Source organism: Pseudomonas laurentiana (assembly GCF_014648275.1).
Taxonomy (GTDB): domain Bacteria; phylum Pseudomonadota; class Gammaproteobacteria; order Pseudomonadales; family Pseudomonadaceae; genus Aquipseudomonas; species Aquipseudomonas laurentiana.
Genome location: NZ_BMQU01000002.1, coordinates 92041 through 108323 on the forward strand (window position 1 = coordinate 92041; position 16283 = coordinate 108323).

General features: G+C 57.6%; 13 protein-coding genes. All 13 read right to left on the minus strand.

The window, feature by feature from the left end; all coding sequences use genetic code 11:
• Positions 1-40 precede the first annotated feature (40 nt).
• Positions 41-859 (minus strand): polyphosphate kinase 2, encoded by an 819-nt coding sequence (gene ppk2 / locus IE038_RS02360; protein ID WP_163938110.1) that lies wholly within the window; start codon positions 857-859, stop codon positions 41-43.
• 107 nt (positions 860-966) lie between these two features.
• Positions 967-2157 carry a cation:proton antiporter gene (locus IE038_RS02365; RefSeq protein ID WP_189395050.1) on the minus strand — a complete coding sequence of 397 codons (1191 nt, stop codon included), beginning with the start codon at positions 2155-2157 and terminating at the stop codon, positions 967-969.
• Positions 2158-2163: 6 nt separating this feature from the next.
• Positions 2164-2727, minus strand: coding sequence for a PqiC family protein (locus IE038_RS02370; protein ID WP_163938104.1), 564 nt, complete (start codon positions 2725-2727; stop codon positions 2164-2166).
• Positions 2728-2744: 17 nt separating this feature from the next.
• A complete protein-coding gene (locus tag IE038_RS02375; protein WP_163938102.1) occupies positions 2745-4397 on the minus strand; it encodes a PqiB family protein in 1653 nt (550 codons plus the stop codon).
• Positions 4378-5022 carry a paraquat-inducible protein A gene (locus IE038_RS02380; protein WP_163938099.1) on the minus strand — a complete coding sequence of 215 codons (645 nt, stop codon included), beginning with the start codon at positions 5020-5022 and terminating at the stop codon, positions 4378-4380. The genes IE038_RS02375 and IE038_RS02380 overlap by 20 nt, the downstream gene beginning before the upstream one ends.
• Positions 5019-5618 (minus strand): paraquat-inducible protein A, encoded by a 600-nt coding sequence (locus IE038_RS02385; RefSeq protein WP_189395051.1) that lies wholly within the window; start codon positions 5616-5618, stop codon positions 5019-5021. Before IE038_RS02385 ends, IE038_RS02380 begins: the two co-directional genes overlap by 4 nt.
• 88 nt (positions 5619-5706) lie before the next feature.
• Positions 5707-6738 (minus strand): SCO family protein, encoded by a 1032-nt coding sequence (locus tag IE038_RS02390; protein ID WP_163938096.1) that lies wholly within the window; start codon positions 6736-6738, stop codon positions 5707-5709.
• Between the two features lie 38 nt (positions 6739-6776).
• On the minus strand, positions 6777-10178 hold the full coding sequence (locus IE038_RS02395; RefSeq protein ID WP_189395052.1) for an Ig-like domain-containing protein: 3402 nt from the start codon (positions 10176-10178) through the stop codon (positions 6777-6779).
• A 306-nt stretch (positions 10179-10484) separates the two neighbouring features.
• Positions 10485-11357, minus strand: coding sequence for a phosphatase PAP2 family protein (locus tag IE038_RS02400; protein WP_163937067.1), 873 nt, complete (start codon positions 11355-11357; stop codon positions 10485-10487).
• A gap of 2 nt (positions 11358-11359) precedes the next feature.
• Positions 11360-12052 (minus strand): lipopolysaccharide core heptose(II)-phosphate phosphatase PmrG, encoded by a 693-nt coding sequence (gene pmrG / locus IE038_RS02405; RefSeq protein WP_163937070.1) that lies wholly within the window; start codon positions 12050-12052, stop codon positions 11360-11362.
• A gap of 209 nt (positions 12053-12261) precedes the next feature.
• Positions 12262-13701, minus strand: coding sequence for an ArnT family glycosyltransferase (locus tag IE038_RS02410; protein WP_229775587.1), 1440 nt, complete (start codon positions 13699-13701; stop codon positions 12262-12264).
• A gap of 34 nt (positions 13702-13735) precedes the next feature.
• On the minus strand, positions 13736-14704 hold the full coding sequence (locus IE038_RS02415; protein ID WP_407682237.1) for an SdiA-regulated domain-containing protein: 969 nt from the start codon (positions 14702-14704) through the stop codon (positions 13736-13738).
• A gap of 51 nt (positions 14705-14755) precedes the next feature.
• Complete coding sequence (locus IE038_RS02420) at positions 14756-16273, minus strand: ArnT family glycosyltransferase (protein ID WP_229775588.1); 1518 nt, start codon at positions 16271-16273, stop codon at positions 14756-14758.
• Between the last annotated feature and the right edge of the window lie 10 nt (positions 16274-16283).

A 16283-nucleotide genomic window follows, 5' to 3' on the forward strand; every position in this document is an offset into this window, starting at 1 on the left:
TCCGGTCTCAGCCGGGGCGAATCTGCATCGTCCCGGCGTTTCAGAACGGTTGGCCGATGTACTTGAAGGGGTAGTTGATTTCCTTGTAGCTACCTACCTTGCGTTTCGGCAGCTTGACCTTGGGCTGCTTTATTTCCTTGTAGGGAATTTGCGCCAGAAAGTGCGTCAACAGGTTCAATCGGACCCGTTTCTTGTCCTCCGAAGGCGCAACGAACCACGGTGCCCATTGGCTGTCCGTGGCTTTGAACATCTCGTCTCGAGCACGGGTGTAGTCGTCCCAGCGGTTGAAGGACAGCACATCCATCGGCGACAACTTCCAGGTCTTGCGGCCGTCGGTAATCCGCGCTTTAAGGCGACGCTCCTGTTCTGCCGGGCTGACCTCCAACCAGTACTTGAGCAGAATGATGCCTGAACGCACGATGTGCTTTTCGAACATTGGCGTCAGCTCGAGAAATGTGCGTACCAGGTCTTCCTCTGCGAAGCCCATGACACGTTCGACACCCGCCCGGTTGTACCAACTGCGGTCGAATATGACCACCTCACCACCTGCTGGGAAATGCTGCATGTAGCGCTGTAAGTACAGCTGGCTTTTTTCCCGCTCGGTAGGTGAGGGCAGGGCGACAACACGAAAAATCCTTGGACTGACGCGTTCGGTCAGTGCTTTGATGGTGCCACCCTTGCCTGCGCCGTCGCGCCCTTCAAAGACCACCAGCACCCTTGCACCGGTCTTTACGACCCACTGCTGCAATTTGACCATTTCCACATGCAGTGTCTTCAATTGCTTTTCATAGGTTTTACGGTCGAGTTTTTTGGGCGACGCTTTGTCTGAATTGCGCGCTGCAGCGCTCTCTTTTTTCATCGTTGCTCCTTTGCTCTACGCAGCTCTGTTGGAGTGAAGCGTAGCCATTGCCATTCGATACGCGCTGTCAGTGGTCGGCGAGCGAACGGTTTCTGTTGCCCTTCCATTCAAGGCGTACGGCGAACCAGACGCGCTACCCACGGGTTGGCGCTCACACCATGTAGCAACACACTCAGTAAAACGGTACAAATGGCGGTAGCGACCAAGGTGTTAATGGCTTCCAACGGATAGTCGATGATCATCACCGCAAAGACGATTGTGGCCAGGCCTCGCGGGCCAAACCACGCCATGAACAGCCGGGTTTCGGTGTCAAAGCGAGTCCCTGACAGGCTGAGCAGTACTGGCAGCATACGTACGACCGTCAGGCTGAGCAGGGCATAGAGCCATATATTCCAGGTCAGGCTGCTCCAGGCTTTGGGTATGACCAGTGCACCAAATACGCCCCAGGTGAGCACCGACAACAGGCTTGCGAACTCTTCACTGGCCTCTAGCAGGTGATGCTTCTGCTCTTTGAACAGGTAGCCCGCAAGCAGGCCGCCAACGAACGCGGCAATGAACCCGCTACCGCCCAGTACTTGTGCGGTGGCAAAGCACAGTACTGCCAGACCCGGCAGGGTCAATTGCGACCACACCGGCATTTGCCACTGATGTTTCCAGGAAAACTGTTGCAGCTGCCAGGCAGCAACCGTGAGAAGTACTCCACAGAGCGCACCGATGCCGAGCTCTTCGGCGACCAGTTCCAGTGCCAGAAAAACCGGGTTGTGCGCTTGTTCCTCAACCAGTAACGCCAGGAACAGCAGGAGTACCGGTACGCAGATCCCATCGTTAAGACCGCTTTCTACGTTAAGCCCCTCGCGCACGGGTTCGGCAACTTTGGGGTTCGTGACCACGGCTTTTCCCAGCGCGGCGTCGGTAGGTGCGAGCAGAGTAGCCAGTATTGCGAGCTCTAGCAGCGGCACCTGCGGGAACAGCCAGACGCCCACCAACCAACCCAGCACAATGGTCAGCGGCAGGCCGATCAACAACAAGCGCAGTGGTAGCCCCTCATGGGCTCGCAGTACCTTGAGGTTGGCATTGGCTGCATCGCTGAACAGAACAATTGCCAAGGTCAGTTCAGCCAGTGTCCTCAAGCCATCCTTGTCAATTCGTGGCTGCACAATGCCCAGAAGCGCAGGGCCCAGGATGAGCCCCATGAGCATGAATACCAAGGGGCCGTTGAGCAGGCGCTTTTCGAAACGACCGGCAAATATGCTGTAAAGCAACAGAAAGGCGGTGAACAGCGCAAGGTTCTGGTACATGGGCAGTCACGGTACTGATGGGCAGGTATTACGCCCAGCGCTTGCTGCTTGAGTGATCAGCCGAGCCAGCGTTTGAATGTTGTGTTGATGGGCGGCGACCAAATCATCAACCGCTGGCCCCGAAGGCGTTTTCAGCATGCTCTGACAACTCAAGGGAGGTGTGTTGTCCCCTTGGGCCATTGGCCGAAGTCGCCATTTGGCCTCCAGTAAGGCGTACTGCCCGGGCACCGAGTCAAACCGCTGAACATCCAGCCGCAAACCGATCTTGTGCGAGGAACCGTTGCTGGGGAGCAAATCGACAAGGGCACTCTGCAACTCATCGACCAGGCTCGCCCCCCACCATTCGGTCTCCAGAACGGCCAGGCCACTGTTGCCCTGGCGTACGACAATCTGCGGGCGATCGACCTGCGGAGGCACGCTGAGCCGCTCGATCCGAATATCGAGGTCACTGGCGCCTGATGCAGGCGGTGCTTGTGTCGGCGTCAGCGTGTGATAGTGAATGGGGTCGCTGCGGCAGGCCGCAAGCAACAGTCCTAGAGCGAGCAGTAAGGGTCTCAGCGGTAGCCGCATGGTACGAGCTCCTGCAATCAGTTGCGCGAGGGTTCCAGATTTTCTGCTGGCGCATCTTTGGGTCTGCCACGCAGCAAGGACTCGGGATGACGCCCGAAGTAGTCCGACAGCTCACGCAAGGAGCGCGACATACGGCCCACATCATCCAGTGTTTGCTTGAGTTGCTCCCGCTGTGGCGAGTCGTCGGCCAAGGTCGAATTTGCCGATTGCAAGGTTTTGCCGATCTCTTGCAACGTGCCATGAACGCCCGGCAACGTATTGCCATTAAGCTGCTTCAGGCCCTTGCGAAGCTCCACCAGGTTGCTGTCCAGGTTATTGGCGATGCGATCGAGCGGGAGTTTGTCCAGCTTATCGAGCATTGACTGAAATTTTTCCTGCAGTTGTTCCAAGCTTCCTGGCACGGTTGGCAGGCTTATAGGCCGGGCATCCGGATCGAAGACCACTTTTTTCGCATCAGGGTAGAAGTCCAATGCAATGTACAACTGGCCCGTCAGCAGATTGCCACTGCGTGCCTGGCCCCTCAGACCGTTGTTAATGAAGGTGCCCAGTAGCCGAACGCTTGCCTGCTCATCGCTTGGATCATGCTTGAGAGCCTTGAGCATCTTTGCGTGGGCCGGACCCAGGCGTTGCGGATAGATCACAATTCCAATGCTGGCCGGGAACGTGTGGTGCTGTTCATCGTAGTCCAGGTTGACCGAGACGACCTTGCCGATGTCCACGCCAAGGAATTCGACCGGTGCGCCGACTTTCAGGCCACGCAATGGCTCATCAAAGCGCAGTGAAAGGTATTGCGCCTTGCCGTTAGGTGGGGCCAGCGCGGATTGCTGATCGGCAAACAATTCGAAGGGTGCATCCTCAAGCGCTGGCTCGTCGTTAGGACTGTAGTCCGGTGCACGAAAGGCAATGCCACCTACCAGCAGGGAGGACAACGACTCGGTACTCACGGCAAAGCCGTTGGCGCTGAGTTCTACATCGACGCCACTGGCGTTCCAGAAGCGGGTGTCATTGGTGACGAAGCTATCATTGGGCGCATGGACAAACACTTCGATGTCCACACTCTCGCCATTGGGCGCCAGGTTGTAGGACACCACTTGGCCTACGGGAATCTTGCGGTAGTACACCGGTGAGCCGATACCCAGTGAACCCAAGTCTGGCGCGCGCAGGGTAAAGCGCTTTCCTGGCTCTCCATAGGTGATGGGGGGAGGCACTTCCAGGCCGGTGAAGGTTTTGGACTGGCCTTCACCCTGACCCACGTCGGCACCAATGAAATCGCCGGATAACAGCGTATCGATTCCGGAGACCCCGCCGGCGCCGATGCGCGGACGCACGACCCAGAACCGCGAACCGGTGCGGGTGAAATGCTCTGCCTGTTTATCCAGTTTCAAGGTCGCCTTCACATTTTTCTGGTCACTGCTCAACTCGACATTGGTGACTTGACCTATCACGACGTTACGGTACTTCACCGGGGTTTTATTGGCAGTCAGCCCCTCACCCGTCTTGAAGGTAACGGCGATGACTGGCCCTTGCTGCAGCCAGTTGTGCACCACCAGGGATATGCCCACCAGCACCGCAATGATTGGCACGATCCACACCACCGAAACGCTGAAGCGGCGGGTCTTGATGCTGGGCTGGCCAGGCATGGGTTGTCCTTCAGGGGATACTGGTTTCATCCATGCGTTCCTCATCTATTCGGGATTCCCAGATCATTCGCGGGTCGAAACTCATCGCCGAGAGCATGGTGAACACCACCACCAGGCCGAAAAAGAGAATCCCCGGACGCGGCTCAATGTCGCCGAGCGCCTGAAACTTGACCAGCGCTGCGACCAGAGCCACCACGATGACGTCCAGCATTGACCAATAGCCGATGACCTCGACGAATCGGTAAAGCTGAGCGCGTTCCTTGCGGGCCCAGTCACTGCGGCGCTGCACCGTGACCAGTAACAGGGTCAGGGCGACAAATTTGGTCGCGGGTACAGCGATGCTGGCGATGAAGATGATCGAGGCAATATCCCAGGCCCCATGCCCCCAGAACTCAATGACACCACTCATGATCGTGCTGTCGGCACCACTGCCGAACAGGCTCGTATTCATCACGGGTAAAAGGTTGGCAGGGATATAGAAGACCAGCGCCGCAATCATGTAGGCCCACGTGCGGGCTAGTGCATTAGGCTTGCGTACATGCAATGGTGCACCGCAGCGGGGACAGGTATGCGGGTGCTCAGTGATGTCACAGGCCGCCGTGCAGGCATGGCAAAGTGCAAGGTTCAGCTCAGCGGCGAGGGCAGGAGAACTCATGGCAGCATCTCCCACAGTTCGCGAACATCGCGACCGGCGATCCTGATGATCAGCAGGCTCAACACTGCCAGTGCAATCAGCCCGATACCAGGGAGTACATCCAACATGCCCGCCAGCTTGAAGACTGCGACCATTGCCCCGAGCAGGCACACCTCCAGCATGCTCCAGGGCCTGAGGGTTTCCAGCCAACGCATGCACAATTTGAACGCCGGAGAACGCTTGGCGGCCAATGCGAAGGTCAGCACCCAGATCAGCAGCAGTAACTGAAAGAGTGGCGCGATGATGATTGAAATGGCTGCGACCAATGCGATGAAGGTGATGGGCCCATTGCTCAAGGCAACCACAGAGTCCCAGAGCGTTGCGCTATTGCTCAGGCCCTGCAGACTGATACTCATGACCGGGTAGAAATTGGCGAAGATCCACAGAACCGCCGCCGTCAAGCTCAAGGCCAGACGCTGTTGCAAGGTCATGCCGTTGTAACGCTGAAGCACCGCGCCGCAACGCTGACACAAGGCTTTCTGATGTTTGGCAAGCGTGACTTTTTCATACACGCAGTCACAGTGTTCGCAAATGATCAAGCGATCAGTCTTCACCATGATGTGTGCTCTAGCGAAGGACGAGGAAGGGCCGTCACTAGCTCAATATAGAAGTGTGCTGGAATTGAGCAAATCAACCGGCGCGTTTTTAATCACCGGGCGGTACTGCTGCTCGGGCATCCAGGGCGTCGCTGACAACGCTGCCCGTTTCAGGGGCGGGCGCCTGAATGCGCTCCGTCTCTTCCGCCAGGTAGGACAGCAACGCAGCAACCTCCGTATCGCCCAAGCGCAGATTAGGCATCGCCAGGCGGTTGTATTGTTCATACAGCAACATGGCCAAAGGATCTTTTTGTGCAAGCATCTGGTCAGGTTCCTTAAGCCAGCGCACAAGCCATTGGCGATCGCGCTGCTGGGTCACGCCCAGCAGGTCAGGACCGATACCGCGTGCCCCTGCGTGCTCGGCATCGCCCAGCGTATGGCAGGATGAGCAGCGTGTCCGGAATATCTGTTCGCCGCTGCTGGGCGTACGTATTTCCGGCGCGTGTTCATAGCCATTCTGCGTGACACTTGCCTGTTTCCAGTTGTGCAGGCTGTTGCCCAGCCTATCCGCCAGGATGTAAGGGCTCTCGAACGGCGAGGCCTTCATCCAGCGCCCGGTGGACTGGTTACCGATCAGCAGGCTCAGGTTGTGGTCCTTGGATCGACCGTTTTCCAGGCCCTCGATGAACAACCCTAGGCGTTTTCGCAGTTCGGTGATGTCGTTGGCCTGGCCGGTCAACAGCGTCCAGCCTGGCCCCAGGTTGAATTTATTGGCGTATTGCTTGAGTGCCGTCGGCGTGTCGTTGTCCGGGTCAATGCTGATGGAATAGAAGAACACATCCTTGCCGACGCGATCGCCCAGTACCTTCTGGACTTGCCGTAAACGGGCCGTCTCCAGTGGGCAGGAGTCGGTACAGGAGGTGAAGATAAAGTTGATCGCCACCACCTTGCCTTTGATCAGGTCGTCGAAGAAACGAACCGGCTGCCCATCCTGGGTAATCAGCGGCGTATTGGGAAAATAGTCCTGTCCCCAGGGCGTAGCCGCTTCCCTGTCTTGCGCGGCCGCAGCCGACCAATAGGGGATGCACGCTGCAATCAACAGCAGTACAGGAGAGCGAGCAATACGCCGGATCCAGCCCATGATGTCGCACCTTTTCTGATGTAGGGACGTTGTTCAGTTCAACGCGTGCTTATCGGTACCGTAATGGATTGACCGAACGCCGAACGCACAGTGATGGTCGGGTTGGGCGACGGGCCGCTGCCTGTTGTGGTGACCGACAGGCGCCACCGGGCTCCGGTGCCGGTAGAACTCAGGGTGGCGGAGCCCAAGGCAAGCGGCCCGCTGCTGGTCGAGGCCGTCACCGTGATGGTATTGCCAGCCCCACGTGATGTCGTCCCGGCAAGGTCCCAGGTGTAGCGATTGTTGCTACGCGAAACCACACTGGCGCTAGTCACCTGCAACTCTTCAGCGACCGGTGTTGCTGCCACTGCAACGCTCACGGTGGCCGGTGCCAACGACACTGCGCCCAGGGCATCACGCACTTCATAGGTGAAAGCGGCAATGAACGGCTCGGTGACCGTGGCGGGCGGGGTATAAGTCACCGTGCTGCCATCCGTGCTGACACTGCCGCGTCCAGAGTCCGGCTGGCTCAAACCACTGACAGTCAATGGCAGGTTGCGGTCCGGATCGCTGTCGTTGGCCAGTACATTGAGCGTGATCGCCGTACCACCGCTGGTGGCGGCGCTATCATTGTTGGCCACTGGTGGTTTGTTGCTGCTCTGTCCATCACCCGAGCCACTGGATGAGCTGCGGAAAGTCGGCAGTGCAGCAGAGCTGACATACTCGACGCCATCCCAACCCGGCAGAGGCGTCGGCATCAGCTGGAACTGCCCAGGGTGCTCAATATCCCATCGCAACAGCATCGACGAATCTTCGTGCTGGGTATTGTGGCAGTGCTCCATGTACGTGCCTGCGAACTCACGGAAACGAATGGCGACTTCCACATCAATCGAACTGTCCTTTTCTGCACCGATACGATAGACGTCCTTGCGGGCCCATTTTTCCCACTCAGGTGGCGCCTTGCCGTCACGACTGAGAATGGTGCCTTCTTCAAAGTGCACGTGAACCGGGTGGCTCCAGCCGTTACCACCATTCTTGATCTTCCACACCTCAAGGCTACCGTCGCCACTGAAACCGCCATCACTGGGGCCGTTGGCGAGCTGGATCGCTGCGGTGATGCGGCGCGGGTCCATGCTGTAGCCGAACCCGCCGTCGGTCTTGATGGTCCAGGGCGCCGTGTCGGTACCGTCGGAGCGACCGAAGATGAATTCGCGGTGCCGTGCAAGCTTGAGTTTGGCCTGATCGGCAGCGTCATCACGGTTGATTGACAGCGGAATCATCTTCTTGCCTGCGGGTTTACCCGGCTTGGCCGGTTCGTAGGCAACAGGGTCCATGCTCAGGTCTTGCCCGCTGTAAGGTTGGACGACCAATTGAAGGAACTTACCTACAGCGGGATCTCCATTGTCCCACTCCGGACCTTTGCTGGTTTGCTTGATCACTGCCTTGTATTTTTCCGAGAGGACATCCGCCAGCGGAATCGGGTCTTTGTTCGGACCTTTTCCGGTGGCGTGCTCCATCAGGTTGACGAAGTACAGTTTGTCACCGGTTTTAATCCCGTTCTTCGCAAAATTGATGATGATGTCGTAACGTTCGGCGATGGCCTGGGTCGGAAGAATCCCGTTATGGTCCTGCTTGTCGCCATCGCCGTTGAGGTCCATGCTGCCGTCGAACGGTACAGCATGCTCCATGATGTTTCCGTCATTGCCGATCATATGGAAGGGCACCCGGCTGTAAGACACCCCGGAGCCGGAGGGCCCCTTGAACTCACCGCCGCTCCCTTGGATCTCGCGTACCACGGCAAACTTGAAGTAGCGTGACACAGAGCCGTTGAGAATCCGGAAGCGGTAGCTGCGTGCCCGCACTTTCAGACGCGGCTGGTACTGCCAGTTGACCAGCACTTGATCACCTAGAAAACCGTCCGAATTGAACGGGTTGAACCACAGCTGGCCATTCTCATCCCAGGCTTTGTCGGCGACCACCAGGTTGACATCGTAGTCGCGGTTGCCCCAAGGCATTGCGGAGCCACTGGGGAATCGCAGGTTGATCCCGTCCTCTAGCGCTTCATTGCCGCGGTCAAGGGCACTGTAGTAATTCATCATCACTGCGTTGCCTTTGTAGACATTCTGCGCTGTGAAATCGAGCATATGGTCGTGGAACCAATGAGTGCTCATGGTTTCACGCCAATCGCCACGAATCTTGATGCTGCCGTTTTCGCAGGTTTTCAGACCAGGCGAGGCATCGTTGACGAAGAGCGTTTCACCAGGTGAGCAGGGGAACGCTGCCCTGGGATCCTGGGCACGGGTATTGATTGTGTCGTAACCGGCCAGTTGCACGGGCCAGCGGTAGTCGTAGTACTGACCTGGAAAAAAGTAGGCATTGGCGTAACCGTCGCTCTCTGCTGGCGAGTGACCGTTGTGCTCGTGCGTCGAGATTGTGTGCAGGCCAAATCCACCGTTCGCCGACGGATCAATCGGCAGGGCATTGTAGTGGCGCATCAGGATGGGTTGGCCATAACGAACCATCAGCAGCTTGGGCGGAAAGGTACCGTCGAACGTCCAGAGGGACTTGTGGCTCTGCAGTGGCATTTTGGGGTGGAAACGTGTGTCGATCCCACGGGTAGTCCCCAGTGTGTTGGGGATGTCGGATGTCTGGTTGTAAAGCCCGCCGGGAGCGAATTCGCCCACCGAGTAGCCATGCAATTGCTTACGGTCACGCAGGCCCAGGTTGATTCGCGCGCCTGCTTGCGCCGTCTTGAACGCTGCCTGCGGGTAAAACTCATTCCAGCGTTGGTGAGACCAGCCTTTTCCCGGTGGGCGTCCTTCTGCTGGTGAGCCAACCGAATTGCGGTTAAGGAACGCTTCGATTTGTGCCTTCCAGGGATTGCGGTCCAGCACATTGGAATACTGCGAGGGGTATGGATACAAACCCGGCTGTTTCAGGAACGCTTCCAGTGCGGTTCCTGCGGGACCGCTGCGCGCAACATTGTTCGGGTCCTGTGCAGGGGCTGGGCCCTTGGTTGGAACCGGAAAGGTAAGGTCGGGTGCTGGGGTAGACGGGTCAAGCTTCTCTGGCCCGAACTCCTCGAACAGGAGCAACTGTTGGGTATAGGGTTCTGCACCGAACAGAGGGCTTGGCTTGCCGTTGGTAGGGTACTGGTTCGACGTTTGCTGCAAGGGCGGCAGAACGTTCTCGACCGTTGGCGTAGTTCTATCGCCCCACGCCCCATCGGGCAGCTCAAGCGATCCCTCATTGGCCTCGGGCATGGTTTTCAAGGCTTCCAACGCTGCGACGGGATCGTCAGGCGGGTTGGTATAGGCTGATGGGTCGGTTGGCGGCGGGGGGTCGAAATCATCGAGTGACGACGCAACCCCGGAGGGCGTCCCGGCGCATAGCAACATGGCCGCGACGCCCGACAGTAGAAAATAGTGCTTGGGTGAACTCACCACGGTTGTGATTTTCATCGTGTCTGCCCCACCTCTTGCTGCGTGGATGTGGCGGCTATCTACCTAGATAGCGCTTTGCCTCATTGTTTGGATCCACAGCAAAGGTCGGGCCAGAATTACGACGGGTTTAAAGATCAGTATTTCCAAATACTTGCAACACTTTGCAACAGCGGGCTGAAGCGCGTTGGCCACACCTAGGGAATAGTCCCCACTTCCGGGTAGGCCGTTAGGGTGTTTCACCCATTTGTGCGAGTGCAGGCATACAGCAGGGGTAGCATGAGCCCCTGCCGCTGCCTGGCCTTCCGGAGACTCAGGGCGACTGCCTCAGATTGACGAACGGAGCGGACTTTCCGGGCTCGATGCAACCAGTGAGGCACTCACCGTGCCGTCATCTGCTTGCCCGGAAGCTGGCGCACGGAGTGGCAGCGACAAACGCTCCCTGCCGTAAAGCGCCAGTGCAACCATCAACGTGCTTAGCCAGACGAAAATCCCAGACCAAAAGGTATGAGACATGAAATGCCAGCCTTGCAGCACCCGGGTGGTTCCAAAAACGAGCCCTAACAGCAGGGCCCCCACGAGCACTTTCCTGGCGTGCGCCCAACGGTAACGCCGAGCAATGAAGTAAAGGGCCAGCATACTGAAACCACCGGAAGCATGGCCACCGGGCCAGCATCTACCGGGCCCTGCGTCTTGCCACAACGTGAAGTTCTCGAACCATTCCTTGCGAATTTCCTTGCCGCCGTAAAGGTTGGTTTCAACGGGGCAGTAAATGCCAGTATGACTTTTCAGGTAGTGAATCACGGTGGTGCTCAACGCGAACGCCAGTACAACAAAGAGAAAGTCACGACGGTAGCGGGTGGTGAAGCGAAGCACTGGCGCAATGCGAACAGTTTCCAGAACCGTGGTCACCCGTGAGTGAGGATAAGCGGCGAGGCGAGGCCAGATAAACGACAGCACCGAACCGATGATCGCCACTTCTCCTGTCCAGTTAGGAATCACCCTGGCCCATTTATGGGTGATTTTCTCAAACAGTACACTGTGCTGCAGCGGAAACACACGGGTCGACGGATCATAGAGCAGGTCACTGAGCAAACGGTCGAGATCTATCAGGTCGAACAACACCAATACAGCCAAGGCAAACAACAGGACATAGCCCACATTGGCCTGGTAGAACGCTCTACGCGATACAGCCTGCATCCCTAGTTCCTCACCTGTTGCTCAACTTTTTGCCATTCATCAGCCGAAATACTGCCGAGAATTCGAGGCTGGCCTTTATCGGAAACGGAAACAAACAAGGCCTGCGCATAGGCAAACGAGCGTTCACCACCGGGTACATTCTGCTGACGCTCAAACTGATCAATGCAGCCGCTGTGGGTGATCAGTACCAGATTTCGATTGGGTGTCTTGTGCTCAAGTACATCGCTGGCGAACCCCTTGCCACACAACTTCAACCAGTCTTGGGTGGCGACCGAATGCCCGACAATCCAATCAGCCGTTTGTTGAGTCCTTAGCAAAGGACTGGCAAAAATATCCGTTTGCGCAAGACCGAGTGTCTTGAGCCCCTTGCCAACCTGTACCGCCGCCTGGCTACCATTGACGGTAATGCCTTCAGGCGCGCCAAGACAGGGAGCCTTAGAGCGGTCACAGCGTTCAGCGTGACGTATCAGGACAATAACTTCGCCCCTTTTCCAGCTTTCATAGACACCGGCCTTGGCCATGGCGCCGTTGACGCTGAGATCGGGCACATGGGACCAAACCAAGAACCAGACAGCCAGGGCGCCTACTATAGCGGTCACCATCAACCCTCCCGCGAGCATGAGTAATCGCGCATATTTCCGGCGTACCGCAAGGGGGAGGGCTTCTGCCCGGCCAATCACTGCATGCAGCATCATGCAACTCCAGTGCAAATGTTCCTGATGGGACGACTAAACATCACGAAATAGCGTTGAGCAGCGAAGATAAGGGCGCAGGGAGAAATGACTCGTCAAACGGGTGTGAAAGGTGTGTGAAAAGGACTACAGCTCAGTAACCAGTGAACCGTTGACCACTCAACCGCGCAGCCCCGCCCGGTAGGCCCAGGCAGAGCAACGCGATTGTAGTATCACTGTGTGACAGAAACGGGCGCTTTGGGGCAGGCCGTTCCAAGGCCGATCAACAGTGCGCTGCGTTTGGGCTTCAGGTAGGGGTCAATCTGAGCCAGTACACAGGGTTGTAGTGCATTGAGCGCCACTGGAAGTGGTGCTTGAACAAACAGCAAACCCGGGGTATCGGTGTGAGCCAGTGCCTGTTCAGCACTGATCACTGCGACCGGACGCCCCATGTAGTAGACCAGGCGCATGTCGGGTGGGGCGAGGGTGTAGGCAGGCAACCCGGGATGAGCCGCCGCGGCGCTACTGATTTGTGGGAACCCTGCTACCCGATGGGAGAAGGCACGGTACTCGAACCCCATGTAAAACAGGGTAAAGCCCAGCAGTACGATGAGCGGGAATACCCTCATCAGCTTGGACCGGGCATTGCTCACACGCGACAACACCTCGTTCCATTGCCAGGCTAGTAGCAATGCAATGGCCGGGTAGGTAGGCAGCAGGTACTTGGCGTGTTTTTCGGTAAAGCATGAAAAGAGCAGCAGGGGCAGCACACTGCAGCACAACAACATCATCAGTTCAGGGCGCGCACGGAGGCTCTGCCAAAGGCGGCGCGGTTGAACCAGCAACACCAGCCAGAATGGGAAAAAGTCGCCGGCCAGGTACAACAGATAGGCGTACCAGGCTTCGGCACCCTGGCCGGAGATTTTCTTGACAATGTCTTCGTTCAGAATGCCCGCCCAAATACCCCAACCTTCCTGCAGCGAGACGGCCAGGTACCAGGAACTGCCAATGGCCAATGCAATCAGCCAACCCCAACCGTCACACAGATAGGCTTTGGCCTTCCCTGAACGGGTAATCAATGCAAATGCAAGAATCGGTGCTGTCACCCACAACAGGCAAACCGGCCCCTTGGTCAGCAGTGCACACCCCAACAGGGCATAGCTGAGCCATACCCAGCCCCTGCGCCCCTCATAAAACAGGTACTGCCAGGCGGCAAACAAGGCCAGGAAGCACAACCCGGTCAGCGTCATTTCAATTTCGGCGCGGCGTGCAAACAGGCTGAAGCCAGCATTGGCCACCAGGAACACCAAGGCGAACAAACCGACCTGGCGCCCCCCCAGCCTGGAGCCCTGCCAGTAGACAACCCCGCAGCTCAGTGCAGCAAACAAGGCCGAAGGCAGGCGCAGGCTCCATTCGCTTAGCGTCCCCAACACTTGAGTTGAGATCAGCGCCAACCAATAGAAGAAGGGCGGTTTGGACAAGTACAGGTCACCGTTCATGTAGGGCAATAGCCATTGACCGGTTTCCAGCATTTCCCGAGACGTCACGGCGCGGCGCGCCTCGTTCACACTCAGGAAAGGTATGCTGCCCAAGCCCCAGAACAGCAACAACAAGACCAGCGTTAAAGCCATGATGGTGAAGGTGCGTGTCGCGTTGCCGGCAGCAAACTTCATGTGCAAACCTCTCAAACAGCCGCGTCGGGTGTGTTTACTTTTTCTTGAACTGGTAGAACAGATTTGGCTCGCTCACGACATACAGGTTGCCGTCACCGTCCATGGTCATACCCTCGGCTTGAGGTGCACTGTCCTTCATCTCGGTAATGCCACCGCGCAACGAACGAATGCTGACAAAGTTACCGTCGCGGTCCAGTTCGGTGATGGATTTCGATTGATCGCTCAGAATCAGCATGTGGCCGGTGGTAGCGTCGTAGTAACCGTCAGACAGGTCTCTGGCAAAGACACTCCTGTCCACCCACGAGGTGAGGTCCGCTACTTTTATTTTCAGTGGCGCCGCTATCGAGTTGATCATCCCTGTGACTTCAAACAACTGACGAGGGTCGCGCTCCTTGATGGCGAACAAACGATCATGTTCGGCATCATAGGTCACACCCTCAAACCCTTTGTTTGTGTTGGTAAGATTGATTTCCAGGCTGATGAAGTGAGAGTCATCGGCCTTGATCGGGCCTGCCTCTGCCGGAAGGGTAATCACATGGAGTCGTTGCAGGTCTTCATCGGCCACCGCTACACGACCGTGTCCGAGGTAAGCGAGACCTTCGGTGTCCTTGAAATCCACGAGTGGGTAGCGACTGACGATTTCGCCGGCCTTGCTCAACACCAGCAACTCCATCGGCGTGTTGTTGGTGATCGCCAGCAGACGGTCCTGATCGTAGTCGTAGGTGATACCCGAAAGGTTTCGCAGGGTACCCTCTACCACCTTGCCATCAATCGCTACCTTGTAGTCAGGCAGCCAGATGTTCTGCCCCGGCGCAGTGTTGCCCGTCCAGGCGTTGTGCAAATGGACGTAGATCTGCTGGTGTATAAAAAACCGGGACGATGCGGCATAGACCAACACCAGCACGATCAACAGCAGTAACACGCGAAACAACCTTGGTGTTCGGCGAAGCGGTAGCCAACGCGCTGTCTTCCCTGTATCCGAAATCACGGTGTCAATCTCCAGGCAATATGAGGTAGCCAGGCCGCTAACGGCCTGGTGATCAAATCAAGGTAATTACAGGGTGCTGGTGTGCCAGCTGAAGCGGTACACGTTGGCCGGTGGTGCCGGGCGGCAACTACCGTTATCGGCATCTGCGCCCACCAGGAACCACTGCGCACGCGACGTTTCACCTAGCTTGCGTGCCTTGTCCGCGAGGAAGCAGCGTTCAAGTTCACTGGCCGGTACCAACGCATAGGCGTTGGGATGCTCGTGCAACCACAAGGCGGCCTGGTCGACCGTCGATGCATCGATAAAGCCGAAGTGAATGATCGGCTGCTTCGCGAACAACCAATGCCCCTCGCGCCAATTGACCAGCACCAGATCGGCCCCCTGGGTCAGTGCCGCTGTCTCGTTCATCAGCGTTTCATGGGGGTTGCGACCTTCCTTGTGGGCTTCGACGAAACCGCGGGCAAACCATAGGCCGAACCAGAGCACCGCAACCACGGTGAAAATCTTGCGTCCCATAGGGCGCTGGCCAAACCAGCGACGCAGCAACCAGGGCACCAGCGGGGCGGCGACCAGGGCCAGGCCTGGCAGTGCCGGATAGATGTACAGCTTGCGTTTGCCACTGCTCAGGCAGAAGAACAGCACAACGAGAATGACCCAGCCCAACAACACCAGCACACGCCCGTCGTGCTTGAGCAGTTGCCGACGCCATGCGGGCACCAGCCACGGCAAGGCAAGGAACATCGGCAACCAGTACTGCGGAATCACCTTGACGAAAAAGTACCAGAACGGTTCACGGTGATCCCATGCGCTGGCGTAGCGATGAGCAGTCTGGCGCAACAGAATTTCCTTGATGTAGGCCAGTTCTGCAGCACCGCCGTGCAACACCGCCGTAACCACCAAGGGCACCAGCCAGACCGCGATGGCCAGCAGCATGACCAGCAACCCCAGCCACCAGCGCGGCCCTTGCCCGGGCATGGCTACCACACCTTTCCAGCCCTTGCGTACGGCATAGAAGTAGGGGATCAGCATCAGCGCAGGGACAAACCCGACACCTTTACTGATCACACCAAAGCCCATCGCCGCACAACCCAGGTAGAACCAGCCCCAGGCAGGTCCCAGCAATAGATGGCGGACCAGCCCATACATGCCCAGTGCTACCCACAGGCACAAAAAGCTGTCGATCTGGCCAGTACGCAAGATACTGTAGGTCTGGTAAGTGGCCAGGAAGAGCAGGGCAGCGATACGACCCACCCGGCGATTCCACAAGCGGCGCCCGAGATCATGCAGCACCACCGTGGCGGTGGCTGCCGAGAGCAGCCCGGGAAGGTACAGTGCGATCTTTGGCAGGCCCGTCAGCCACGTGAAAAACGCAACCGCCCACATGAACAATGGCGGTTTATCAGGATAGATTTCAGCCGCACGATGTGGGATGAACCACGAGCCGCTTTGGAGCATTTCCAGGGCGACCCCCAGAAAGCGCTCTTCATCGACATTCATTGGCTGACGCAAACCGAGGCCGGCGCCCACCAGTACAAGGGCTAACAGGGCGAACGCCAAGCGTTCAGTCCTGTGGGAGGTGAACATGCGCACCAGG